Here is a 25166-nt window from a genome sequence, read left to right on the forward strand (position 1 = left end):
CCGGCGGTGCGCGCCAGCCGCGCGGGCCGGTGGTCACCAGCCCCGCGTCAGTCGCGACCACCGGTCACGCTGGTCAACGCCCGGTCGAGAATGTCGAGCCCGGCGGCGATCTCGTCGTCGCTGGCGGTCAGCGGCGGGGCGATGCGGAACGTCCCGCCCATGCCGCGCAGCTGCACCACGTTCAGGTGCAGCCCCAGCTCGAGGCAGCGCTGGGTGACCTGGGCGCCCAATTCGTCGGCCGGGGCCTTGGTGTCCCGGTCCGTCACCAGTTCGAGGCCCTGCAGCAAGCCGCGTCCGCGGACGTCTCCGATCACCCGATGCCGGGACTGCAGCTCCAGCAAGCCTTCTCGCAGCCGATCGCCCAACTCGCCGGCGCGCTGCACCAGGCTGTCGCGCTGCAGGACGTCCAGCACCGTGTTGCCGACGGCCGCCACCACCGGGTCGGAGACGTGGGTGGTGAAGAACAGGAAACCCCGTTCGTTGGCCTGCTCCTCGATCGCGGCGCTGGTGATCATCGCGGCCAGCGGCAGTCCGGCGCCCAGCGTCTTGGAGACGGTGAGGATGTCAGGGACCACCCCGTCCCGCTCGAAGGCGTACCAGTCTCCCGTGCGGCCCAGCCCGGTCTGGGCCTCGTCAATGATCAGCAGCATGCCGCGCTCGTCGCACTTGGCGCGCAGCGCCGCCAGGTAGCCGACCGGCAGCTCGATGATGCCTCCGGAGGACAGGATCGGCTCGACGATGCACGCCGCCAGGCTGCCGGAGGACTGTGCGTCGATCAGGTCGAAGGCAAGGTCGAGCTGCTTCTGCCAGTCCAGTGCGCCGTCGGCATCGACCAGGTCTGGCCGGTAGGCATTCGGCACCGGGATGGCGAAGTTGCCGATGGACGGCCCATATCCCTTGCGGCCGGCCGAGTAGGTGGCCGAGGCGGCGGCCTGCGTCATGCCGTGCCAGGAGCGCGCGAACGCGACGATCTCGTGTTTGCCGGTCACCAGCTTCGCCATCCGGATCGCGGCCTCGTTCGACTCGGCGCCGGTGGTGAGCAGCAGCACCCGCTCCAGCGGGTCCGGCATGGTGGCGGCGAGCCGTTCGGCCAGCGTCACCACCGGCCGGGACAGCATTCCGGAGAACAGGTGGTCGAGCTCTCCGATCTGCCGGCGCACGGTTTCCACGATGGCCGGATGCGAGTGGCCCAGGATGGAACTCATTTGTCCAGACGTGAAGTCGAGGATGCGTTCCCCGCCGGCGCGGTACAGATAGCTGCCGGCCGCCCGCTCGATCAGCACCGGGCTGAACTGCCCGCCGTACCGGACCAAGTGCTGCTGGGCGGCGCCGATGTACGCGGCATCGGACTCAAGGCCACCGGCCTGCGTACCGGTGGCTGGGCTGGTCGCCGAGGTCGGAGCGGTCTGTCCCGCGAGTGCCGTCATGGAGCAAGGGTAGGTGCCGCCGCTGGGTGCAACAACCATCGCGGGGCGGGCTGCATTCACCGCCGGCCGCCGGTGGCGTGCTGCCCTCGGGCTACCGCGGCCGACAGTCAGACCTGGCTGCCGACGCCGGGTAGCGGCTGCCCGGCACGGTCGTCGTCGAGGCTGTGCAGCAGGCGGCGCAGCTCGCGGGCCAGCACCGAGCGCTGAGCCGAGCTGATGCCGGCCAGCAACTCGGCCTCCCGCTGGAAGATGCGGCCGACGATATCGTCCACCCGGCGCTGCCCGGAGTCGGTCAGCCGCACCAGCACCGCGCGGTGCTCCCCCGGCTCGCGGGTCACCCAGCCCCGCTGCTCCGCTCGGGTCAATCGCTGCGAGACGGCGGCGGGGGTGACCAACGTTTGCCGCGCCAGTTCGCGGGTGGTCAGCGCGTAGGGAGAGCCTGAACGACGCAGGGCGCCGAGTAGGTCCATGGACGCCGGGTCGATGTCTTCGGCTGCCAGCAGCGTGCGCCGTTCGTCGCTGAAAATCTTGGCCAGGTGCCAGATTCGGGTGACGATGCCGACGGCCGACGGATCCAGGTCTGGGCGTTCGCGGCGCCAGGCCTGCTCGATCTGACCGGCTCGGTCCAGTGCTGATGGCATACCCGGAAGCATAGGTCGCAGTATGGGTTAAGGTCTAAACGTACGAGACGTTTAGTGCTTAACGAAAGGGTTGCAGCATGTTGATCGTGACCGGGGGCGGCACGGGTATCGGACGGGCCGTCGCGTTGGCGGGTCAGGCGGCGGGCAAGCGAGTACTGGTCACCGGCCGGCGGTCGGAACCACTGGCCGCGCTGTCGGACCTGTCTGAGCAGACCGGGCGGAGTAGCGGCCGAATCGAACATCTGGTGTGTGACAACGCCGACGTCGATGACGTTGGGCGGTTGGCCGATCGGGTGACGGAGCCGGTGCACGGCCTGGTGCTCGCGGCCGGCGGTAACCCGGCAACGGGTCGGCCCGATCCGGCCTCGTTGCGGCAGGTCGCCGAGCTCTACCAGGCCACTCTCGACTCCAACCTGCGTTCCACAGTGCTGACGCTGGCGGCACTGAGCGGGCAACTCGCCGATGACGCCAGCGTTGTGTGCTTCTCGTCGATCGGCGCGGAGTACAGCTCCGGTTTCTACGGCCCGGCCAAGGCCGCGGTCGCCGCCTACGCCGCAGGGCAGGCGGCCGAGCTCGGACCGCGCGGGATCAGGGTCAACTGCATCGCTCCTGGATACATCACCGACACCGAGTTCTTCGCCGATCAGATGAGGTCGGAGCGGGCGGAACAGTTGCGGCAGCAGACTGCACTTGGCCGGGTCGGCCATCCTGACGACGTGGTGGCGCTAGTGGACTTTCTGCTGTCGCCCGCGTCGCGGCACATCACCGGCCAGAACCTGCATCTGAACGGTGGAGCCTTCACCACCAGATAGGCCGGCGGGGAGATTGCTGCCGTTGTCGGTGCGATGCCACCTGTCGTCGCAACGCCTGGTCCGTTTCCCGCCAGCATGTGCAGCGCTGTTCCGACAGGCTGGCTGCATGAGCAACAACACGGTCGACACCCTGCAGGGCAACACTTCTGCGGAGCGCGCCCGGCCGGAGCCAGCCGGGGGCGTTGAGTTCTTCGGCCTCGACGACCACGCAGTGCGCCAACTACGGATCGCGAAGATCGACCACGCCGGGAACCCGGTGCGGCCTTTTGTGGACCGCGGCGACCAGTGGCCGCTGCGGTGCTGCCTTGCCACCTCGCGGCCGGGTGAGCGGGTGGCAATCGTCGCGTTCTCGCCGTTCCCGTGGAACAGTCCGTACCGCGCGACCGGGCCGGTGGTGATTCACGCCGATCCCTGCGCCGGCAGCGCCGCCTTCGACGGCGCGTTGCCGGCGCAGTTCAGCGACCAGGCGAAGATCCTGCGCGGGTACGGCACCGACGACGATCGCGAGCACACCATCGTCTACGACCTCGGGCGCTTGGTCGGCCCCGCACACGGCCGTCCGAACATCGTCGGCGAGATTGCCGACATGCTCACCGATCCCCGCGTCGAGTTCGTCCATGCCTACAACGTGCTCGCCGGTTGCTACGCGTTCGGCGCCCGCCGGCGCTGATCACCGCTCCAACCCCCGGGCAACCGGCGCAACGCTCGCCGACCAATTGCCGTTTCCTGGTACGCAGATTCCTCGGATCCCCTGCATTCGCGGCTTCCGCGCAGCTGCCTGCAGCAAACGTCGACAACGACGGTTGACCGCAGTCCCGGGCAACCAGCCCACCCGCGGAGCAACCGTGCTGGCGTCCCAGGTGTGCAACTCCTCCTTGTGAGAGGCTGGCGGGGTGGATCAGGAACCCTCCGAGGCAGTCGGTGTCAGCAGCCGAGGCACCGCTCCCCTGCACCAGGTTTCCCGGCTGGACGGATCGTTCCTCGAAGCGGCGGAGACGATGCTGACCCTGCTCGGCACGTCGGAGGTCGCAGCTCGGTGGAACGAGCCCAGCGCACTGCCGAAGATGTCGGTCGGTGCGCTTGCCTGCCATCTCGGCCGGCAGCCGCGGCGGGCAGCGGAGCTGTTGCCCGCCAGCACCGATCAACAACCGTTGCCCGAGGTTGACGATCACTACCGGCAGGCGCCGTGGGTGCGGTCGACTTCACTCGAGGATGCCGCCAACGACCGCAGCGCTGACGACGCTGAAGCCGAACTGGGCGTCGCCGCGCTGCTGCAGCGTGTCCGCGAATCACTCGCCGCGGTGTGCACGCTGCTGAACGACGGTGCCGCCCAACCAGTGGTGTTCATCCCGTGGCAGGGCTGGGCGCTGCGCCGCGACAACTTCCTGCTCACCAGGATGCTGGAGATCGTGGTGCATTCGGCCGACCTGGCCGCCTCGCTCGACGTTCCGATGCCCGAGTTCGCACCGGAGGTGTTCGAGCCGGTCCGAGACCTGCTGGTGCGGCTCGCAGTCGCCAAGCACGGGCAGCAGGCCCTGGTCAGCACCTTGACCAGAACCGAGCGGCAGCAACCGCTCTCGGCCTTTTGAGCAGTCGATGACGGGAGCCACCGGCGCAGCACCGGATGATGCAGACGCAGGCCCGTTCGCGTTGTGGCACTTCAGCGAGGACGCCGACCTGGCAACGTTCACGCCGAGGATTGCACCGACCCAACGCGACCGATCCACCGCACAGGTCTGGGCGGTTGACACCTGGCATGCGCCGACGTACTGGTTTCCGCCGCAATGCCCACGCGGCTGCATCTGGCCGGGCGAGGCGACAACCGACGAAGATCGACGGCGGTTCTTCGGCCACAGCAACACCTCTCGCATCCATGTGATCGAGAGCGATTGGCTCGACCGGATGCGCGCCTGCCGCCTGTTCGGCTACCGGTTGCCGGCCGACACGTTTTCCAAGCACCCCGATGCCGGGGGCTATTGGGTCAGCTGGGAGCCGGTCACCGCCGTTGACCGCATTGAACTGGCCGACCTTCTCGCCCAGCATGCCGATGCCGGCATCGAGCTCCGCGTCACCCCCAGCCTCTGGCCGTGGTGGCGAGCGGTGATCGACTCCACCGTCGAGTTCTCCGGAATCCGGCTGCACAACAGCAGTTCCGCCGACGCCACCCCGTGACCGCGCCGCGGAGCGCGGCTGTTGCGGAGCACGTGGATGCGCGTCGGTGACGATCAGCGCTGGACCGCGACCCTGCCCGCCATGCCGATCATCGCGATCCCGGCGCCGGCCTTGAGTCGCTGCAACCGCCGGGGACGTTGCTGGAACCAGCTTCTGAGTGCTCCGGCCGCCACCACCCAGATGATCTCGATGAGCACCTGCGCCAGCCCACCGACGATGCCGATAATGGCCATCTGGAGTGCAGGGTGACCGATCTGGTGGTCGACGAACTGCGGAAGGATCGCCATCAGCGAGACGATGCTCTTGGGATTGGCGACGCCGACGATGAATCCCTGCCGCAGCCCGTTGAACCCGGTGGCCGGCGCACCCGCCGTCGTTGTCGCCGTACCGCCGATGTCGGGGCGCCGGGCTGAACGGAGCGATTGCACCCCGAGCCAGAGTAGGTTACCCGCGCCGGCAATCTTCACGATCAGGAAGAGCTTGGCCGACGCGGCAACGATCGCCCCGAGCCCGGCGAGCACCAGAGCGAGCAACGCCATCCCGCCGAGCGCGTTGCCGAACACGATCCACATCGCCGCCCGGCGCCCCGTGGTGATGGCGCGGCCGGTCTCCAACAACACCGATGGGCCGGGGATGGCCGACAGCAACGCGGAGAGCAACAGGAAACCGGCGGCCAGGCTCGGGTTGACAGGCACCCGGCTCACGCTAATCGGTAACGGACCACTCAGCGCCACTCGGTTGCCGACGATCGGGCTGATCCATCTAAACGCCGAAAGTGGCTTCTCGTCGCCGATCGCCCGCGGGGCGCCGCGGAAAATACGGAACGAGAAGCCACTTTCGGACACTTCAGCTCCGGTGCCTCTTGTGCTTCCACAGCTGGTGCTGCACACCCGTCGCGATCACCGGTGCGCTCGACGGCGAAGCGATGGTGAACGCCGGATCAGCCGGGGCCATTCAGTTGCCGACGATCACCCGCGGGTCGCCGGTGAACCATACGCAGTCGATCACCACGCTGCTCATCCGCCGAGTGGTGACGATGCGCGTCTCAGGGTTCAGGATGACCGAGCTGATCGTGTCCCTGCCCTGCATCAGCGGCACGTCCAGCCCGCAGAACTGTGCTGCCGGCCGGAAATCGAGGGTCGCCTCGGCCGTGAACGCCGATCGGAACAGCTGACCGGCCTGCGCTTGATGCCCCAGATCCTGGCCCAAACCGAAGCGGTACAACGCATCTACCACCCCGCCGCCGGCGAGGTCGGCAGGAACGTCCAGCATCGGAAAGTGATGAGTCAACGTCATGGCGCAACGCTAAAGCTGTTCTTTGGTGTACAGGTCAAGTCGCAGAATCCGGTCTGCCGCCGGCCGGAGCCCAGCTGCTCGTTCCCGCGCCAGTGGCGCCCCAGCACTGTGCGGTGGCATTCATCAGCTGCTGCACCAGTGGCCACGATTCGGCTCAGCGGCCGCGGGGTCGACCGCGGCTGCAGCGAATGATCAACCGCGCCGAATGGATGACCCGCGGCGCGAGCGAGCCCGGGCGTCAGCGGTAGCCGCACAACGCGGTAGCCGCCCACAGCGGTAGCCGCACAACGCGACAGCAGCCCACAGCGGCAGTAGCACAACGCGACAGCAGCCCACAGCGATGGCCGCACAACGCGGCAGCCCACAGCGGTAGCCGCACAACGCGGCGGCAGCCCACAGCGGCACAATGAGGTCATGCAGGTTGCTGAACTGGCCAGGCGCGCCGGGGCCTCGCCGCGATCGATCCGGCACTACGACCGGGCTCAGTTGCTCAGCTCGCGCCGGCTCGCCAATGGCTACCGGGTGTTCGATGAGGCCGCTGTCGACGAGGTGCGGCGGTTGCGCTCGTTGTTGGCGGCCGGCCTGTCACTGGCCGACATCTCCACGATCCGCCCTTGCCTCGATCCTGATGGCAGCGTGCAGCCGTGCGCCGTCGCGCGGCGAGTGTTGCGGGAACACGCCGACCGACTGCGGGCGCGCATCGCGGCTGATCGCCGCACGCTGAAGTTGTTGCAGGAGAAGCTGTCCGCGTCCGCCGGATAGCGTGCGTCGGCGCTCAGGGTGCTCAGGGCGCTCTGGACGCCCTGAGCACCGCGCCGCGTCGGGTTTCGGTGAGCCGGCCGTCGACGACCCCGACGGCGATGTCCCCGTCAATGTCGGTGCGCAGCACCGCATTCGTGCCAACGTCCGCCAACCGTCTCAGCAGCGCGGGTGCCGGGTGCCCGTAATCGTTCTGCTGGCCGACGCCGATCATCGCGACCCTCGGCCGCACTGCCGCCAGAAATTCCGGCAGGTCTTTCGCCGAACCGTGGTGCGGCACCTTCAAGACCTCGGCACGCAACTGCTCCGGCCGGCGCAGCAGGACGCGCTGCGCCTCCGGCTCGATGTCGCCGGACAACAGGATCCGCACACCGGCCCGCTCGACCCGCAACACCACCGAGTCGTTGTTCGGGTCTGAGTCGGTGCCGTGGAACGCTTTTGCCGGTCCGAGCACCTGTACAGACAGCCCGCCGGATGCCCAGCTGGTCCCGGAGTTGGCGGCCAGCAACGGGATGCCGCGGGACCGCGCCGTTGCCGCCAGCCTGGCGAAGTCGGCGGGCGGGTCACGCTGCGGCCCCACGGCGATGCCACCGACCGAGCGGCCACCGAGCGCTCCCGCCAGCCCGCCGACATGGTCGGCATGCAGGTGGGTGAGCACCAGCAGTGCGATGGTGCCCACTCCCAACGCTTCAAGGCAGGCGTCCACCAGCATCGGATCCGGCCCAGCGTCAACCAGCACAACGGTGCCGGGTTGGTCGGTGGACAGCACGAACGCATCGCCCTGGCCCACCTCGCAGCCGACCGCCAGCCAGCCTGGTGGGGGCCAACCCAGCGGCGGTAGCGCCTGTACCGGCGCTAGTACCAGCAGCGCACCTGCCACCGCAGTAAAGGCAAGCATCCGAAACCTGCGGTGGCGCAACGCGAACACGGTCAACACCGTGACGACGGCAAGCACCAGCGCACCCGTCAGGGTTCCTGGCCACGCCACCGTCGCCTGCGGCAGCCGGGCGAGCCGGTGCGCCACGGTGGCGATCCAGCCGAGAAACGGCTCGCTCGCCTGCGCCAGCCACCAGCCTCCGGTCGGCCAGCACGCACCGACCAGTCCGGACAGCAGGCCGAGAACCAGAGCGATCGGCACGGCAGGAGCGACCGCTATGTTGGCGGGCACGCTGGCCAGCGACACCGCGTCTGACAACAGCACGATCAGCGGCATGGTGGCCAGTCCGGCCGCCACCGGGATGACCAGCAGCGATGCCCAGCCCAGCGGAAACCCGCTGCGCTGCAGCGCTTTGATCCACGCCGGCGCGCACAACACCAAGCCCGCTGTGGCCGCGACCGACAGCGCGAATCCGATGCTCACCGCCAATTCCGGCTCGACCAGCAGCAGTCCGGCGGCCGCCCCGCACAGGGCCGGCAGCGCCGTCCGCGATCGTCCCATCAGCATGGCGGCAATGCCGACCGCACCCATCACCGCGGCCCGCAGCACCGACGGTTGCGGACCGACCAGCACCACCAGCCCGAGCAGTACAACGCCGCCGCCGACCGCCGCAACGCGCAGTCCGAGGGTGCGACGCAGCAGCAGCACGGTCAGGCCGCAGACCAGCGCGAAATGCGAGCCGGACACCGCGAGCAGGTGGGTGAGGCCGGTGGACTTGGCATCGGCGTCGAGCCGGTCGTCGATGCGGCTGGTGTCACCGACCACCAGCCCGGGAAGCAGGGCGCCGGCGTCGCCGCCCATCCGCTCGGCGTAGTCGGCGATGGCCGTACGCACCGATCCCGCGGCGCGTTGCCACCACGGTCCCGCGGACAGCAGCGTCGGCTCGCCCATTGCCCGCACCTGCACCCCAGGAACGGCCGGGAAGTCGTCCGGCCCGGTGGTTCCCCGGACCCGGACGACGGTGCCGGGCGTCAGCGTCGCCCACGCCGTACCGCTGCCGAGCACCGATACCGAAAGTTCGCTCTCCCACTCACTTCCGGCCGCTGCGGCGGTCAGCGCGCGGGCCGGCACCCGATAACGTTGTTGCGCGCTGGCCGTGCCGGCCTGCGGCTCGGAGTCCGATCCGAAGCTGCTGCGCAGCGCGATCGGCGGACCGGTCACCCTGACGGTGAGCACGGCGCTGCCACCGTGTGCCGCTGTGGTTGTCAGCGGATCGTCCGCCGCCGCGGTGACGGTGAGCCCGCCGACCGCAAGGCCCGCCGCTACGCCGGCGAACAGCACTCGGACGCCGGGTTCCCAGCCCCATCCCGACAACCACCGCCGCCGCGCCTGCGATGGCAACTGCGACCGTGACTGTGACTGTGACTGTGACCGTGACTGTGACTGCCCCGGCTGGTCACCTCGCCGCCGCTGCGGCTGTCGCTCGCGCCGATCCGACCACGCCGGCCGCTCACGCCGATCCGACCGCGCCGGTCGCTCGGGCTGATCCGGCCGCAACCGTCGCGACCCAGCCGATGGCCGGCGGCGGGACGACGCCACCCACAACACGAGAGTCAGCAGCACACACCCGGCGGCCAGAGCTGGGCCTTGGCTGCGCCACCATTGCGGTCCGGCGACGAGCGCCGTCGCGGTGCCAGACCACACTCCCGCGAGCAGGCCGGCCAGGCGCAGATCCAGTGGGGCGACGACTTCTTCGGAGAGCCAACGGCGGCTGCTCACGGGCCCGACCCGACGGTGACCAGTGGCTGCAGCTGCGCGAACCGCGCCGGTCCGATTCCGGTGACCTCCTGGAGCTGGTCGACCGAGGTGAACGCCCCGTTGGTCTGCCGCCAGGCGAGGATGTTCCCGGCCATCACAGGACCGACACCGGGAAGCTCCTCCAGCGCCGCCTGGTCGGCGGAGTTCAAATCGACTGGGACGCCGGCCTTTTCGACCCCAGGGCCGCCCGCCGAGTCGGTGGCTGCTGCCGCGCCGTTGGCCGGCGTCGGGCCATGCCCGGCGACACTCCCCCCGGCCGCCGCACCACCCACCACCACCGAGTCCCCGTCGCCGAGAACCGCGGCCAGGTTGAGGCCGGTGATGTCGGCGCGATCGGTGACGCCGCCGGCGGCAGCGATGGCATCGGCTACCCGCGCGCCACTTGGCACCCGGACCAGGCCGGGACGCTTCACCAATCCGGTGACGGACACCGCCAGCTCGGCCAGTCCGGAAGGCGGGGGCCGGCCGGTGTCTGCACGCTGGGACGGCTGCTGGCCGGTGCCTGCGCGTTGCGCCGAGCCGGTGGCGGAGACTCCGGTGGCGCGGTTACCGGCGTCTGCAGGGCCCGCGCGTCCGGTAACACCGCCCGCTGCCGGTCCGGCGCGTCCGTCGGTCGCCGCCGGCATCTCGGTAGCGGCAACGGCGTCCGACACCGGCGCCATCGCGACCGGCTGTACCGGCCTTGGCACCGGACGGTCGCGCCAGACGCCGACGGCGGTCGCTACCGCAGCCAGCGCCGCGACCAGCAGCAACACCAATGCACCGCGACGCCCGGGGTCGACGCGGGCGTCGCGCAGCGGTTCCGGAACCCAGGTCTGCACCAATCGGTTCAGTCGAATGCGGCGGGGCCGGTGCCGGAGCGTGCCGTTTTCGTCCGCCGGCTCGGTCGTCTCGGCCATGTCCGCCCCGGCGGCGGAGTCGTCCCCTTCAGCAGTGTCGGCCGCACCATCGCCGGCAGCCCATCCGCCGAGGTCGGACCGATCACCAACGTCTGGATCGGCATCGATGGCAACAGCCTCACCGGTGGCACCGGCGCCGGGAGCCGCGCCGACATCGGCGGCCGGATCACCAGCAGCACCCGAAGTACCGGAAAACCCGGCGCCGACTGGGATGTGGCGGTCGGCACGCAAATCGGCGGCCCGGTAGGGCTGCCCCGGCGCTGCGCCATGGAAACCGTCGACAGCGCCACGCTCGGCAGCGGTCAGATACTCGGCATCGGTCAGGTACGCGGCATCCGACAGGTACTCGGCAGCGGTCAGGTACTCGGCAGCGGTCGGGTGCCCGCTGTCCGCGCGGTGCCGGGCATCGTCCGCAGGCCAGTGAGGCCCCGGCGTCCAACCCGTCGCCGGATCGGTGACCGCGCCGAACCGTATCGGGCGCAGGCGTTCTCGGGCTGTCGCGCCGTCACCGGGCGCGGTCGAGCGATGCCGTGACATGCTCGCGACGGTAGGTGCGACACCACCAATCAGGCAGCTCACCGACCGAGAATGTGGATGGATTCCGGCCCGGTGGACAACTCATCCACATCCGGACGCATCCAGGGCACCGCTAAGGCACGGCCAGACACATCAGGGCGCATCCGAACCCACCAGGGCTACCGCAACAGCACACCCATCCACAATCCGCCGGCGCAACCTTTCGCCGGACCGGCCGTCGCGCCACGGGTGAAAACCGCTGCACCACACCGGCTCAGACGCCGGCCACCTCGTCCTCACCGCCGGGCAGCACCACGCTGGACAGCCCGGCGTTGTAGGAGTGCAGCCGCCACCCCGACCGCGACACGGTGGTCTCCGCGCGATGCAGCACCACCCAGTGGCAGTTGCTCACCCCGGTGAACACCTCCATCTGATCCTTCGGCAGATCGAGCAGATGCGCTGTCAGCCCAAGGATCAGCCCGCCGTGCGCCACCAGCAGGGCCCGGTCGGCGCCGGTCTCGTCCAGCTCGTGCACCACCTGCACCGCTCGGCTCGCCACCTGCATTCGGGACTCCCCGCCGGGCGGCGCGAACTCGGCGTTGGACGAGCGCCACTGTTCCCACAGACCGGGCCAACCGTCGATCACCTCGTCGCGGGTCAGGCCTTCCCACTCCCCCAGCAAGGTCTCCCGCAGCCGCGGGTCCACCTGTACCGGCAGCCCGGCCAGCGCGGCCACCGGCTCAGCGGTCTGCACCGCGCGGGACAGGTCGGAGGACACGATCACGTCCGGTTGCAGCGCCGCCACCGACGGCGCCGCCGCCTGCGCCTGGGCCAGCCCGCTCTCGTTCAGCGGCACGTCTTGGTGCCCCTGCATGCGAAGCGTTGCGTTCCAATCGGTTTCGCCGTGGCGCAGCAGAATCACGTGCTGCAGCATCAGCGTTCGGGCTCCGGTTCACCGTCCGCGCGCAGGTCGCCGCCATCAGGGTCGGCCTCGTCCGCGCCGGTGGACCCATCGCTGGACTCGCCGGGGGACCCACCGCTGGACCCGCCGGCCGGTGCAGGTGCGGTTCCGTTTTCCGCTGCCGTACCTGCCGCATGGTCCGCCGCGTCGGCGTCGGTGAAAGGAATCGCCGGGCAGTCTTTCCACAACCGGTCGAGCGCGTAGTACACCCGCTCCTCGGCGTGCTGAATGTGCACCACCACGTCGACAAAGTCCAGCAACACCCAGCGGCCGTCGCGCTCGCCCTCGCGCCGCACCGGCTTGTGGCCGGCTTCCCGCATCTTCTCCTCCACCGCGTCGACGATGGCGCCGATCTGCCGGTCGCTGCCGCCGGTCACCACCACGAAGCAGTCGGTGATGGCCAGCCGGTCGGACACGTCGATGATGGTGATGTCGGTGGCGAGCTTGTCGGCCGCGGCCTGCGCCGCGATCGTCGCCATGGCGACAGCTTGGTCGGTAGCGGTCACGTTGCTTCCTCTGTTCGGGTCGGGTCGGTGGCTGGGTCGGCGGACGCGGGTTGGTTGGACAAGTCTTGGTAGAGGCCGTGTTTGGCGATGTACTGGACGACGCCGTCCGGTACCAGGTACCACACAGGTTCGCCCCGGCTGACCCGTTCCCGGCAGTCGGTCGACGAGATGGCCATCGCCGGCACGTTGATCAGCGTCACGGCGTCCTTGGGCAGATCGCCGTTGTCCAGCACGTAGCCAGGCCGGGTCACGCCGATCATGTGGGCCAGCGACAGGATCTGGTCGACGTCCTTCCACGACATGATCTTCGCCAGTGCGTCGGCGCCGGTGATGAAGAACAGTTGCGCCTCCGGGTCGGCGGCGTGCAGATCGGTGAGGGTGTCGCGGGTGTAGGTGGGCCCTGGCCGGTCGATGTCGACCCGGCTGACGTTGAATCGCGGGTTCGCCGCGGTGGCGATCACCGTCATCAGGTAACGGTGTTCGGCCGGCAGCACGTTCTCGTCGGCTTTCTGCCACGGCTGCCCGGTGGGGACGAACACCACCTCGTCGAGGTGGAAGCGGTCGGCGACCTCCGAGGCGGCCACCAGGTGGCCGTGGTGAATAGGGTCGAAGGTGCCGCCCATCACCCCGACCCTGCGCTGCTTCGGCGCGCTCACGACCGGTCCCTGGTCTGGCCGGTACCGGTCAGCACGTACTTGCTGCTGGTCAGCTCCCCAAGGCCCATCGGGCCGCGGGCGTGCAGCTTCTGAGTAGAGATGCCGATCTCGGCGCCGAAGCCGAACTCGCCGCCGTCGGTGAAGGCTGTCGAGGCGTTGACGATCACTGCGGCAGCGTCCACTTCGGTGGTGAACGTGGTTGCGGCGTCGAGGTTTTCGGTGACGATCGCTTCGGTGTGGCCGGTGCCGTGGGCGTTGATGTGCGCCACCGCAGCCGGCAGGTCGTCCACCACCGCGACCGCAAGGTCGAGCGAGAGGTACTCGGTGTCGAAGTCGGCGGGTTGGGCCGGCACCACGGCGCCCCCGGCGTCAACGGTTTCCAGGGCGGCAAGGGCCGTCGGGTCGGCGTGCAGCGTCACCCCTTCGGCGTGCAGCGCGGCCGCCACTTCCGGCAGCAGGTCGCCGACCCGATCACGGTGCACCAGCAGGGTTTCCGCGGCGTTGCACACCGACGGCCTGCGGGTCTTGGAGTTCACCACGATGGCAACGGCCTTGGCCGGGTCGGCCGAGGCGTCCAGATACACGTGGCAGTTCCCCACCCCGGTTTCCAGCACCGGAACGGTGGAGCCGTTCACCACCGCGTTGATCAGCCCGGCCCCGCCGCGCGGGATGATCACGTCAACCAGTCCGCGGGCCGTCATCAGATGGCGGACGCTGTCCCGGTCGGTACCTGGCACCAGCTGAACGAAATTCTCCGGGAGTCCGGCGGCGCCACCGGCCCGGTGCAGCACTCCGACCAGTGCGGTGTTCGATCGAATGGCGGAGGCAGATCCCCGCAGCAGCACCGCATTACCCGAGGCAACGGCGATGGCGGTGGCATCGACGGTCACGTTCGGCCTGGCCTCGTACACCATCGCCAGCACTCCGAGCGGCACCCGCACCTGGCTCAACCGCAGCCCGTTGGGAAGCACCGTGCCGCGCAGCACCTGACCCACCGGATCGGGCAGGGTAGCGACCTGGCGCACCGCGGCAGCGACCGCCTCGATCCGCTGCGGAGTCAGCGTCAACCGGTCGAGCAGCGCCTCACCCATGCCCGCGGCGCGGCCGGCAGCGACGTCGCCGGCGTTGGCGTCCAGCAGGTCGTCGGTCGCGCCGACCACCGCATCGGCCATGGCGTGCAACGCTTCCCGCTTGACGGCGGTGGTCAGCCCGGCCAGCGCTCTGGCCGCCGGACGGGCCCGCCTCGCGGTGTCCAGCACCTGCTCGCGGCTGGCCGCGCCGGTGGCCGGTTCGGTGGATTCGGCGAGATCTGATGTGAGGGTCACCTGTGTCACCGTGCTCCCTGGGTGATCGGTTGGCTGGTCCGCGAGATCAGGACGACGTCGTCGGCGTGCACCACCGGCCGGCGGCGGTTGGCCGGCAGATCGCCGAGCCGGTGGCCGATGATGCCCGGCAGCTCAGTAGCGTCGTAGGAGACAAAGCCGCGGCCGATCACGGTACCGTCCGGATCGGTCAGGTCGACCACATCACCGGATTCGAAATCGCCGCGGATGCCGCTGATCCCCGCCGGCAGCAACGACTTTCGGCGCCCGGCGACGGCCGCCACCGCCCCACCGTCCAGTTCAAGGGCACCGTGCGGCTGCGCTGCGTAGCGCAACCACAGCAGCCGGGTCCCGGTGCGCCGCCCGGCGGCGGCGAAGGCGGTCCCGACCGCCGGGCCTTGGCCGGCCGCCAGCGCGGCCGCGGCCTGCTCGGCACCGGCCAGCAGTACCGGGATGCCGGCATTGGTGGCGGTGAGTGCCGCGGTCACCTTCGACGTCATGCCGCCGGTACCGACATCGCTGGAGCTGGCGTCGATACCGACACCGGCCAGATCTTCGGGGCCGGCGACCTCACCCACGGCGACCGCGTCCGGATCCCGCGGCGGCGCCGAGTACAGCGCGTCGACGTCGGACAGCAGCACCAGCGCGTCGGCGCGGACCACGTGGGCCACCAGCGCGGCGAGCCGGTCGTTGTCACCGAACTTGATTTCCGCGGTGGCGACGGTGTCGTTCTCGTTCACCACCGGGACAACCCCGAGGGTCAACAGCTTGTCGAACGTCCGTTGGGCGTTGCGGTAGTGGGACCGGCGCACCACGTCGTCGGAGGTGAGCAGCACCTGCCCGAGCGTCAACCGGTGCCGCGCGAACGAGCCGGCATACCGCGCGACCAGTTGCTGCTGCCCCACCGACGCGGCTGCCTGCTGGGTCGCGAGATCCCTTGGGCGCCGGCGCAATCCGAGCGGCGCCAACCCCGCGGCGATCGCCCCGGACGACACCAGCACCACCTGGGTGCCGGACAACCGACGGGAGGCGACCGCGTCGACCAGGGCATCCAGCCGCGCCGGGTCCAGCCCGCCGGCGGCGGTGGTCAACGACGACGACCCGACCTTGACCACCAATCGGCGGGCGGCGCCGACCGCCTCTCTGGCCCGGCTCACCGCCGATCACCGTCGCCGACCGAAACCCGTTGGCTGGAGAAGGGTCTCACCGAGTGCTCGCCGTCACCGTTCGGGCTCGCTGTCGCTCACCTGCGCCGTATCGGCGCCGCTGCCGTAGCTGTCGTCCCATTCGTGATCCTCCACCGGCAGCCCGCGGCGCAACCGGTGCATGGCTTTGCGCTCGGCCGCGCCCACCCGCTGGTTGTTGTGCAGCCGCTCGTCGGTGCCCCTGCTGCCCAGCGGCGTGCCGGCGGTGCCGTCGGAGGCATCGATACCCATCGGCGTCATCGGCTCGAAGTCGAAGGTGACATCGCCGATGGTGACGGCCGCACCCGGAACCGCGCCCTGCTTGGCCAGCTCGTCCTCGACGCCGAGCCGGTACAGCCGATCCGCCAGGTAGCCAACGGCTTCCTCGTTGGTGAAGTCGGTCTGCCTGATCCAGCGTTCCGGTCGGGTACCCCTGACCACGAAGCCGCCGTCGACCTCGGGATCGGGTCGCACCGTGAACTGCGCCTCGTCAACCGCCTTGGGCCGCACCACGATCCGGGCCGGCTGCGCGGCCGGACGCCGCTCCCGATCGGCCGCCACCAGCTCGGCCAGCGCAAATCGCAAGGGCCGCAACCCCTCGTGGGTGGCGGTGGACACCTCGAACACCGGGTAGCCGGCCGCTTCGAGGTCGGGACGGACCAGCTCGGCCAGTTCCTTGGCCTCGGGCACGTCCATCTTGTTGAGCACCACCAGCCGCGGCTTGTCGGCCAGATCGCCGGCCAACGACGGGGTGTACTGCGCCAGTTCACTTTCCAGCGCTTCGATGTCGCTGAGCGGGTCGCGCCCTGGTTCGTAGGTGGCGCAGTCGACCACATGGCACAACACCGAGCAACGTTCGATGTGCCGCAGGAACTCAAGGCCAAGCCCCTTGCCCTGGCTGGCGCCGGGGATCAGACCGGGGACGTCGGCGATGGTGAACGTCTCGTCGCCGGCCTCCACCACTCCCAGATTGGGCTGCAGGGTGGTGAACGGGTAGTCGGCGATCTTCGGCTTGGCGGCCGACAACACTGACACCAGCGACGATTTGCCGGCGCTGGGAAAGCCGACGAGACCGACGTCGGCGACCGACTTGAGCTCAAGGGTCAGCTCGGCGTTCTGGCCGGGCTCTCCCAACAGCGCGAACCCGGGGGCCTTGCGGGCCTTGGACGCCAGTGCGGCGTTGCCGAGACCGCCGCGACCACCGTGTGCGGCAACGTATTCGGTGCCGGCGCCGATCAGATCGGCCACCAGATGTCCGCCGGCGTCCAGCACCACGGTGCCGTCCGGCACCTTCAACACCAGATCGGCGCCGGCGGCGCCGTCCTTGTTGTCGCCCTGGCCGGGCTTGCCGCTGCCGGCCTTGGCGTGCGGGCGGAAGTGGAAGTCGAGCAGGGTGTGCACACCGGGGTCGACGCGCAGGATCACGTCGCCGCCGTTGCCGCCGTTGCCACCGTCCGGGCCGCCGAGCGGCTTGAACTTCTCCCGATGGACGCTGGCGCAGCCGCGACCACCATCACCGGCCTGCAGGTGCAGGACGGCGCGGTCAACGAATCTGGCCATCTGAGTTCCTTCGGTTGCCGGCAGCTGTTCAAGGTGCCGTGGCTGTCAACGCCAGCAGGGGCGGACCGGAGTTCCGGCCCGCCCCTGCTGGTGGCTGATGGTGTGCTGCGTGGCTGTTGGTGCTGCTGCCGTCGAGCTCAGACCTGGGCGGGCTGAGCCTGCGGAGCAGCATCCGCGGCCACAATGTTCACGGTCTTGCGACCGCGCTTGGTGCCGAACTCGACGGCGCCGGGGATCAGCGCGAACAGGGTGTCGTCCTTGCCGCGGCCGACGCCGGCACCAGGGTGGAACTTGGTGCCGCGCTGGCGAACCAGGATCTCGCCGGCCGAGACGACCTGCCCGCCGAAGCGCTTGACGCCCAGGTACTGCGCGTTGGAGTCGCGCCCGTTACGGGAGCTGGAGGCGCCCTTCTTGTGTGCCATGACTGTTGTCCTTCAATCCGTTACGGCTGGCCGGGTTACTTGACCGAGATGCTCTTGACGCGGACCTTGGTCAGCTTCTGACGGTGGCCCTGGCGCTTGTGGTAGCCGGTCTTGTTCTTGAACTTGTGGATGACGATCTTCGGGCCCTTGGTCTGCTCGACCACCTCGCCGGCGACGGCGACCTTGGCCAGATCGGCTGCCGCCGAGGTGACGGACGAGCCGTCGACCAGCAGCACCGGGGCGAGCTCGACAGCGCCGCCGACCTCGGCCGGGAGCTTCTCGACCTCGATGACGTCACCTTCGGCGACCTTGTACTGCTTGCCGCCGGTGGAGATGATCGCGTACATCGGGTTGGGCCTTCCGTTGTGAATCCGTTGAGTTGAATCCGTTGAGCTTGTGTTGCTGGTCTGTCGGTGACGCCTCGGCAAGCCGCCTGGCCACCGCCTGCTGGTTTGCCGGCCGCCGGGCGCCTGGGCGGGGCACGAGGTACCAGGGCGTTGCTACCGGCCTGGGCACCGAAGACAGACAACAGCCCGCCGCACGTGCGGCGGACCGGTTCTCAAGCATACGCCAGGTGCCCTGGCGTGGCCAAACCGCGCGGCCGCTCGGGTTGCCGGTGCGCCTCGGTCGTCTGTGCCGGCTCAGTCCTGCGGCTTGGCCGGGCGCCCTGCAGGGGTGAGCCTTGCCACGAACTGGTAGCCGAACAGCGTCGGCCGCAGCCGCACAAGCCCGCGGTCGATGGCCGAGGCGACCCGGCCCACCGGCCCCGGCTTGGCCTCGCTCACCACCGAGAACGGCAGACCCGAGTAGTTCAGCTCGACCAGCTTCAGCCCGGCCCTGTCGAACAGCCGGCGCAACCCGCGGCGCATGAAGAACCGCAGGTGGGTAGCGTCCAGGATGCCGCGGCGGTCGTAGTCGAACAGGCCGAGCGCGACCCGGCCGCGGGAGTACCAGTGCCCGAAGTTGGGGGTGGAGATGATGACCTCGCCGCCCGGCCGCACCACCTGCGCCATCTCCGACAGCAGCTGCTGCGGGTCGCTGACGTGCTCGATGACGTCGGCGGCGACCACCACGTCGTAGCCGGTGCCCACCTGGTCGACGAGGCCCTTCTCCAGATCGGCCAGCACGAACTCGGCGACCGTGTCGCGCACCCCTGGGATCTCCACCACGTCGAGCCCGGTGACCTTGTGCCCGGCCTCGGTGATCAGCTTGGAGAGCTGGCCGCCTGAGCAGCCGACGTCGAGCACCCGCGACGGCGGCAGCTCACCGAACATCGCGGTGATGATCTTGTGGGAGCTGCCCTCGCTCTCTTTGAGGCCGTACTCGGCGTCGGTGGGCACCCAGCTGTTGGTGCCGAAGCCGGCCTTGGTGAGCCGATAGCTGACCACGTCCTTGATGACGTCCCTTGCGTACTTCACGCCGTTGACGTAGCAGATCTCGTCGCCGTAGTAGGTGGGGATGGGGATCTCGACGATCCGGGCGCCGGTGGCGACCAGCTGCACGATGATCTGGGTGTCGAAGTCGAAATCGTTGGTGTTCTGCTGGATCGGCAGGTCTTTGAGCACCGACACCCGGTAGGCCCGGTAACCGGAGTGGAACTCGGTGAGATCCGAGCCGAGCAGCTTGTTCTCGGCGGTGGTGAGAATGCGGTTGCCGACGTACTTGTACAGCGGCATGCCGCCCTCGCGGGCCGCACCCTTGCGCATCATCCTTGAGCCGAACACCGCGTCGGCCTCGTCGTCCAGCAGCGGCTGCACCATCTCACCGAGGCACTCCGGGGCGTACTGGCCGTCGCCGTGCAGCAGCACAACGATGTCGAGACCGTGCTCGATGGCCGCCGCGTAGCCGGCCTTCTGGTTGCCGCCGTAGCCGAGGTTGTCCAGGTGCTTGACAACGACGGTCTTGGTCTCCGGGTGCGAGTCGCGCCACTTCCTGGCCACGTCGAGGGTGGCGTCCTTGCTGGCGTCGTCGAAGATCATGATCTCCGCGAGCCGGGCGCGGACGTCTTCCGGAATGCGGTCGAGGGTCTCGGCCAGCGTGGTCTCTGCGTTGTAGGCGACCACCAGCACACCGATGCGCGGGGTGGGCTTGACGGTGGGTGCCGGCCGGTCGGCGGGCTCAGCTGCTGCCGGTGACGCGGTTCCTGACGGTGACGCGGTTCCTGACGGTGACGCGGGGGTGTCCGCGGGAGCTGCCGGGGTGGTCGGCGCCGCCGGGGTCACAGACTGACTCATACATTTCACGCTAGCAGCGCGCGAGCGGCAGCTCTGCCGCCCGGCGGCCTCGTGATCGCGTAGCGTGACCTGGGTTTGCCCGGCGCCGGCGACGGTGGCCCCAACTGCGGACAACCGCCCCACAACAGCACGCATGCTGGTGTCGGGTCGGTTTTACCGGCCGACGTCTCGGGTGCGGGCCGTCGGGAGCGACCAATGACATACGGCACATTGGTAACCAGCACATCGGTAGGGCAGCACCTGGGTAGCAGCGCATCGGGACCGCGCGTTGCTGGAGCGAGTCGGAACGGCGATCGGACGGGAAGGACGGCGGTTGGTGACCGGGCAACGGCAAGTGCAACAGCCGCAGCAGCACCACACCCGGCGGTTGCTGCATCGACTGCTCACCGCCGCCGGCAGCCCCTGGGTACGAATCGGCTTTCTGGTGGCCGCTGTCGCCCTTGCCGTTTACGCCGTCGGTAGCCGCTGGGACGACGTTTCCGCCGACCTGCAACGCATCGGCTGGGGCAGCGCACTGCTGTCGTTGGTGCCGATGGTGGCCGGCCTCGGCACCGGCATGCTGTCCTGGCGGTCGGTACTGGCCGGGCTGGGATCGCCACTGCCGCTTCGAGTTTCGGCGCAGATCTACTTTCTCGGTCAGCTCGGCAAGTACCTGCCGGGCGCGGTGTGGCCGGTGGTCAGCCAGATGGAGTTGGGCAGCGACCACGACGTGCCGCGCCGCCGCTCGGTTGCGGCGCTGCTGATCGCCGTGCTGGTGAGTCTGGCCACCGGGTTGGTGGTGGGCGGGCTGATCGCGGCGATTCGACTGGGCGGACGGCACGGCTGGCTGTGGCTGCTGCCCGCCGCCGGGCTGGCGATCGGGGTGCTCATCCTGCCCCCGGTACTGCTGGCACTGCTGCGCCGGCTGCCGAAGGTGACATTCGAGGGCAACTTCGGCTGGGAACCGCTGCTGCGGGCACTGGCCTGGAGCACGCTCGGCTGGGGGCTGTACGGGCTGCATGCCGCGGTGCTCGGCGCCGCCGCCGACGACAGCTCGATCGGCCGCACCCTGCTGCTGTCCATCGGCGCCTACGCGGTGGCCTGGTGCGCGGGCATGGTGGCGTTCCTGCTGCCGGCCGGGGCGGGCGCTCGGGACGGCGTCTTGGTGCTGATCCTGTCATCGGCCACCACATCCAGCGCCGCCATCGCCGTCGCGGTGGTGTCCCGAGTGGTCACCACCGTCGCCGATCTGGGGCTGGCCGGCTGGGCGGCCGCCTACACCGCCAGCCATCGGCCGAACCGGCAACCGAGATCACCCGCCGCCGACTGAACCTCCGCGCTACCTGGCCGGCGGCCGCGCTGCGCGGGTCAGCCGGGGCGTGGTCGCCGGGCGTGGGTGAGCCGGGCGCTGGTCAGTCGGGCGCTGGTCAGTCGGGCGCTGGTCAGTCGGTGGAGCCCGCCGTGGACGAGGCATGCACCGGATCGGCCGGTCCGGCCGCCCTCGTGGCCGCGCGGCGACGGCGCTTGGGTCGCGGCGCCGCAGCGTTGTCGCCAACAGCGTTGCTGTCGCGAGCAGCGTTGTCCGCCGCACCGTTGGCCACCGCACCGCCCTCCACAGTCCCGTTCTGCACAGTCCCGTTCTCCGCGGCTCGGTGCTCCCCCGCCGTGTTACCCGCCGCGGCTGCGGTCGACGCGCCGGTGACGGCGGCCACCACTTCGCGCACCTCGGCACTGACCTCTGCGGGGTCGCTGACCTGTTCGCTGGCTTCGGTCAGCCGCTCGCTGATCACCGCGGGATCGTCCGGAGCTTCGGCCGACGTCGAACCGGCCCCGGCCGCCGTCACCGCAGCGGCCTCCTCGAGGGTGGGCAACTCGTCAAGGGTGCGCACCGGGGCGCCGGGACGCAGCGGCGGTTTCGGGCCGCGCGGATCGGCGCGCACCGAGGTGATCCGCAGCGGCTCGACGTCGTCGGTCTCCGCGGAACTCGAGGCATCGGCGTTGCCGCGGTCGGCCTTGGTGTTGCGCCGCTCCCTGCGCTTCTTACCCGGCTTGTTATCGCCGGCCGGTTCGTGGTCGTGGTCCTCAGGGGCGTCCAGCAGCACGATGCCGCGGCCGTGGCAGTGCTCGCAGGGCTGCGAGAACGCTTCTACCAGACCGGTTCCCATGCGTTTGCGGGTCATCTGCACAAGGCCGAGCGATGTCACCTCGGCCACCTGGTGCCTGGTGCGGTCGCGGCCGAGGCATTCGGTGAGCCGGCGCAGCACCAGATCCCGGTTCGACTCCAGCACCATGTCGATGAAGTCGACAACGATGATGCCGCCGATGTCCCGCAGCCGCAGCTGCCTGACGATCTCCTCTGCCGCCTCCAGGTTGTTCTTGGTGACGGTCTCCTCGAGGTTGCCGCCGGAACCGGTGTACTTGCCGGTGTTGACGTCGATCACCGTCATCGCTTCGGTGCGGTCGATCACCAGCGACCCACCGGAGGGCAGATGAACCTTGCGCTCCAACGCTTTTGCGATCTGCTCGTCGATCCGATAGGCGGTGAACACATCGACGGCACCGTTGTTCTTGGCGGCGTCCGACTTCTTGCCGCGGCCACGCTTGCCGGTCTTGGCCGGTGCCGGCGCCTGCTCAGGATCGAACTTGCTGACCCGGTCGGCCAGTTCAGGGGCCACCTGCTGCACGTAACCGCTGACGGCCTGATAGGCGCTGTCACCGTCGATCACCAGTGCGGCGATGTCGGAGTTGAACAGATCGCGGACCACCTTGATCAGGGTGTCCGGCTCAGCCGAAAGCTGCTGCGGCGCCGAGGCTTTGCTGCCACCGTCGGCGGCCTGCTTGATCTGTTCCCACTGGTTCTTCAACCGCTCGACGTCCGATGCCAGCTCGGACTCCGGTACTCCCTCGGCCGCGGTGCGGATGATCACCCCGGCATCGTCGGGGACGATCTTGTCGAGAATCTTCTTGAGCCGCTTGCGCTCGGTGTCGGGCAGTTTCCGGGAGATGCCGGTGGCTCCGCCGCCGGGCACGTACACCAAAAAGCGTCCAGGCAAAGAGATCTGCGTTGTCAGCCGGGCACCCTTGTGCCCCACAGGGTCCTTGGACACCTGCACCAGCACGATGTCGCCGGAGTTCAGTGCTGTCTCGATCCGGCGGGCCTTGCCGGACAGGCCGGTGGCGTCCCAGTTGACCTCGCCGGCGTAGAGCACGGCGTTGCGGCCGCGTCCGATGTCGATGAACGCGGCCTCCATGCTGGGCAGCACGTTCTGCACCTTGCCCAGATAGATGTTGCCGATCATCGACTCGGAGCCGGCCTGGGAGACGAAGTGCTCGACCAGGACGTCGTCCTCCAGCAGCGCCACCTGGGCGAGGCCAGCGCGCTGGCGCACCGCCATCACCCGGTTGACGGACTCCCGGCGGGCCAGGAACTCGGCCTCCGACAGGATGTGCGGGCGGCGGCTGCTCTCCCGGGAATCGCGGCGCCGCTGGCGCTTCGCCTCAAGCCGGGTCGAGCCCTTGATGCCCTGCACCTCGTCGTCGGAGCCGGAGGTGTCGCCGCCGTTGTCCCTGCGGCTGTCCGATCCGTTGGCGGCGCCGGCGTCGTCGCCGGAGCCACCGCCGCGGCGCCGGCGACGCCGGCGGCGGCGGGAGCCCGAGCCGGTGCCGTCGGTCTCGTCGTCACTGTCGTCGTTGTCGGCGTCCGCCGGGTCGGCGCCGGTGTCGGCCTGCGCAGCGTCTTTGGCGTCTCTGGCGTCTCTGCCGTCCTTGTCTCCGGCGTCCCTGCCACCAGATCGCCGGCCCTTGTCCGAAGGCTCCCGGTCCGAGCTGCCGGTGTCCTGGCCGGAGTCGGAACGCGATTCGGAGTCGGCCGCGGCGGCGTCCTGCTGGCCGTCGGCGGCGTCGGTCTCGCCGGATTCGTCGGCGGCACGGCCACGCCCGCGGCGTCCCCGGCGGCGCCGGCGACGGCCGTCCGACGAGTCACCCTCGTCGCCGGCGGAGTCGGCAGTGCTGGCGCTGTCGGTGCCGGTCGACTGGTCGCCGGAGCCTGACGCGTCGGTCGCGGAGCTATCCGGTGTCTCGGCGGACGCATCCGCTTGGTCCGGGTCAGCTGCCTTCTTGCCCCGGCGGCCGCGGCCGCGGCGGCCGGTCGGCTTGGCGTCGTCGGCAGCCGTGCCGCCATCGGCAGTTCCGGCATCCTCCGCTGCGGCATCGTCAACGCTCCCGGCGGCGCTGGTGTCGGCCGGCTCGACCTCGGACGCGGCGGCGGCCCGGCGCCGGCGGGAGCGGGACGCGGCCGACGCGGGCGCCGGCTCCAGGAACATCGGGCTGGTCCCGGCGCCGCGCGCGGCAGTGTCCGTGCCGGTGTCTGTGTCTGTGTCTGGAGCGTCGGCGTCCTGAGCTGCCTGCTGCGCTGCGGGCACGGCGGCACCGAGGCCGGCGCTACCGGATGGCGTCAGCTCGGCGATCAGCTCGAGGGCGACGGCACGGTCCACCGTCGAGTTGGCAGCCTTGACGGTCACACCGCGATCGGCGAGCGCGCTGATGAGTTCCTTGCTGGACAGCCCGGTGCGCTTGGCCAGCTCGTGCACGCGCGGCCGGGCCGGCAGGTCTGCGGCGGGGTCGGCCGCGGAGTTCCCGGCCGGGGCGGCCTCCGGAGCGCCTTCGGGTGCCGATCCCGGCACGGTGTCGGCGGCCGGCGTCTGCCGGCCGGCCGAGTTCGCGGACCGCTTCTTGGCGCCGCGCCGCGGCTTGTCGGTCGCGGAGGTGCCGGCTGCTTCGCCGGTCGCCGAGTCGTCGGGCTCCGGCTCGGCCACGGTGTTGGGGGAACCAGTGTTGGTGGACCCGGTGGTGGGAGACCCGGCGGACCCGGTGCTGGCGGACCCCGATGTGCCGGTGGTGCGGCGGCGGTTGCCGGACGAGCGGCGCCGCGCGCCGGCCGCCGGCTGGGTGGTTGCTGCTTCGCCCGTTCGCGGTGTTTCCCCGGCGGCGTCGTGCGTTTCGGCGCCGGATGCGCCCGCGGTGTCGTTGGCGTTCTGGTCGGTCATTCAGTTGGTTCCTCTCGACGGCCCCCGGGCGCGTGTGAACGCGTCCGCGCAGGGACCGATATGTGTCACGTGCCGTGACG

22 protein-coding genes are annotated in these 25166 nt (G+C 70.0%); 6 read left to right on the plus strand and 16 right to left on the minus strand.

What is annotated here, in order from left to right:
• Positions 1-47 precede the first annotated feature (47 nt).
• Together HKD39_RS12620 and HKD39_RS12625 are read right to left on the minus strand one after the other, a co-directional pair.
• Positions 48-1427, minus strand: a complete 1380-nt coding sequence (locus HKD39_RS12620) for an aspartate aminotransferase family protein (RefSeq protein ID WP_171200237.1) — start codon at positions 1425-1427, stop codon at positions 48-50.
• 107 nt (positions 1428-1534) lie between these two features.
• The gene (locus HKD39_RS12625; protein WP_171200238.1) at positions 1535-2068 is read right to left on the minus strand and encodes a MarR family winged helix-turn-helix transcriptional regulator; all 534 of its coding nucleotides are present in this window, start codon (positions 2066-2068) and stop codon (positions 1535-1537) included.
• A 77-nt stretch (positions 2069-2145) separates the two neighbouring features.
• Here HKD39_RS12625 and HKD39_RS12630 point away from each other — a divergent pair, with 77 nt between their 5' ends.
• The 4 genes from HKD39_RS12630 to HKD39_RS12645 all read left to right on the plus strand — a co-directional run bounded on the left by HKD39_RS12630 (position 2146) and on the right by HKD39_RS12645 (position 5052).
• Entirely contained in the window at positions 2146-2880 is a 735-nt protein-coding gene (locus HKD39_RS12630) for an SDR family NAD(P)-dependent oxidoreductase (RefSeq protein ID WP_171200239.1), read from the plus strand.
• 106 nt (positions 2881-2986) lie between these two features.
• Positions 2987-3550 carry a DUF1203 domain-containing protein gene (locus HKD39_RS12635; protein ID WP_171200240.1) on the plus strand — a complete coding sequence of 188 codons (564 nt, stop codon included), beginning with the start codon at positions 2987-2989 and terminating at the stop codon, positions 3548-3550.
• A 223-nt stretch (positions 3551-3773) separates the two neighbouring features.
• The gene (locus tag HKD39_RS12640) at positions 3774-4469 is read left to right on the plus strand and encodes a maleylpyruvate isomerase N-terminal domain-containing protein (RefSeq protein WP_171200241.1); all 696 of its coding nucleotides are present in this window, start codon (positions 3774-3776) and stop codon (positions 4467-4469) included.
• A gap of 7 nt (positions 4470-4476) precedes the next feature.
• Positions 4477-5052 carry a DUF6886 family protein gene (locus HKD39_RS12645; protein ID WP_171200242.1) on the plus strand — a complete coding sequence of 192 codons (576 nt, stop codon included), beginning with the start codon at positions 4477-4479 and terminating at the stop codon, positions 5050-5052.
• 53 nt (positions 5053-5105) lie between these two features.
• Here HKD39_RS12645 and HKD39_RS12650 read toward each other — a convergent pair whose 3' ends face one another.
• Together HKD39_RS12650 and HKD39_RS12655 are read right to left on the minus strand one after the other, a co-directional pair.
• Entirely contained in the window at positions 5106-5747 is a 642-nt protein-coding gene (locus HKD39_RS12650; protein ID WP_171200243.1) for a LysE family transporter, read from the minus strand.
• Positions 5748-6006: 259 nt separating this feature from the next.
• Positions 6007-6348 (minus strand): hypothetical protein, encoded by a 342-nt coding sequence (locus HKD39_RS12655; RefSeq protein WP_171200244.1) that lies wholly within the window; start codon positions 6346-6348, stop codon positions 6007-6009.
• A 414-nt stretch (positions 6349-6762) separates the two neighbouring features.
• On the opposite strand from HKD39_RS12655, the gene HKD39_RS12660 reads away from it, so the two are divergent.
• Positions 6763-7110, plus strand: coding sequence for a MerR family transcriptional regulator (locus HKD39_RS12660; protein WP_171200245.1), 348 nt, complete (start codon positions 6763-6765; stop codon positions 7108-7110).
• 22 nt (positions 7111-7132) lie between these two features.
• Here HKD39_RS12660 and HKD39_RS12665 read toward each other — a convergent pair whose 3' ends face one another.
• From HKD39_RS12665 to HKD39_RS12715, 11 genes are all read right to left on the minus strand, one after another.
• Complete coding sequence (locus tag HKD39_RS12665; protein WP_171200246.1) at positions 7133-9385, minus strand: DNA internalization-related competence protein ComEC/Rec2; 2253 nt, start codon at positions 9383-9385, stop codon at positions 7133-7135.
• A gap of 374 nt (positions 9386-9759) precedes the next feature.
• A complete protein-coding gene (locus HKD39_RS12670) occupies positions 9760-11238 on the minus strand; it encodes a ComEA family DNA-binding protein (protein ID WP_171200247.1) in 1479 nt (492 codons plus the stop codon).
• Positions 11239-11491: 253 nt separating this feature from the next.
• Positions 11492-12151, minus strand: coding sequence for a histidine phosphatase family protein (locus tag HKD39_RS12675; protein ID WP_212754505.1), 660 nt, complete (start codon positions 12149-12151; stop codon positions 11492-11494).
• Positions 12151-12657: a ribosome silencing factor gene (rsfS, locus tag HKD39_RS12680; protein ID WP_212754506.1), complete on the minus strand. Its 507-nt coding sequence runs from the start codon at positions 12655-12657 to the stop codon at positions 12151-12153. The genes HKD39_RS12675 and rsfS overlap by 1 nt, the downstream gene beginning before the upstream one ends.
• 23 nt (positions 12658-12680) lie before the next feature.
• Positions 12681-13307 (minus strand): nicotinate-nucleotide adenylyltransferase, encoded by a 627-nt coding sequence (nadD, locus tag HKD39_RS12685; RefSeq protein ID WP_212754527.1) that lies wholly within the window; start codon positions 13305-13307, stop codon positions 12681-12683.
• 29 nt (positions 13308-13336) lie between these two features.
• A complete protein-coding gene (locus tag HKD39_RS12690) occupies positions 13337-14674 on the minus strand; it encodes a glutamate-5-semialdehyde dehydrogenase (protein WP_425488453.1) in 1338 nt (445 codons plus the stop codon).
• Positions 14671-15819 carry a glutamate 5-kinase gene (proB, locus tag HKD39_RS12695; RefSeq protein WP_171200251.1) on the minus strand — a complete coding sequence of 383 codons (1149 nt, stop codon included), beginning with the start codon at positions 15817-15819 and terminating at the stop codon, positions 14671-14673. Before proB ends, HKD39_RS12690 begins: the two co-directional genes overlap by 4 nt.
• Positions 15820-15882: 63 nt before the next feature.
• Complete coding sequence (gene obgE, locus HKD39_RS12700; protein WP_171200252.1) at positions 15883-17406, minus strand: GTPase ObgE; 1524 nt, start codon at positions 17404-17406, stop codon at positions 15883-15885.
• A 137-nt stretch (positions 17407-17543) separates the two neighbouring features.
• Entirely contained in the window at positions 17544-17828 is a 285-nt protein-coding gene (rpmA, locus tag HKD39_RS12705; protein ID WP_171200253.1) for a 50S ribosomal protein L27, read from the minus strand.
• Between the two features lie 35 nt (positions 17829-17863).
• On the minus strand, positions 17864-18175 hold the full coding sequence (rplU, locus tag HKD39_RS12710; RefSeq protein ID WP_171200254.1) for a 50S ribosomal protein L21: 312 nt from the start codon (positions 18173-18175) through the stop codon (positions 17864-17866).
• Between the two features lie 294 nt (positions 18176-18469).
• Positions 18470-20062: a bifunctional glycosyltransferase/class I SAM-dependent methyltransferase gene (locus tag HKD39_RS12715; RefSeq protein ID WP_171200255.1), complete on the minus strand. Its 1593-nt coding sequence runs from the start codon at positions 20060-20062 to the stop codon at positions 18470-18472.
• 316 nt (positions 20063-20378) lie between these two features.
• Here HKD39_RS12715 and HKD39_RS12720 point away from each other — a divergent pair, with 316 nt between their 5' ends.
• Positions 20379-21371 (plus strand): lysylphosphatidylglycerol synthase domain-containing protein, encoded by a 993-nt coding sequence (locus HKD39_RS12720; RefSeq protein WP_171200256.1) that lies wholly within the window; start codon positions 20379-20381, stop codon positions 21369-21371.
• Between the two features lie 112 nt (positions 21372-21483).
• Here the strand turns inward: HKD39_RS12720 and HKD39_RS12725 are convergent, their stop codons facing one another.
• Positions 21484-25086: a translation initiation factor IF-2 N-terminal domain-containing protein gene (locus HKD39_RS12725; protein WP_171200257.1), complete on the minus strand. Its 3603-nt coding sequence runs from the start codon at positions 25084-25086 to the stop codon at positions 21484-21486.
• Between the last annotated feature and the right edge of the window lie 80 nt (positions 25087-25166).

Origin of the sequence: Nakamurella aerolata (genome assembly GCF_013002705.1) — a bacterium.
Taxonomy (GTDB): Bacteria; Actinomycetota; Actinomycetes; order Mycobacteriales; family Nakamurellaceae; genus Nakamurella; species Nakamurella aerolata.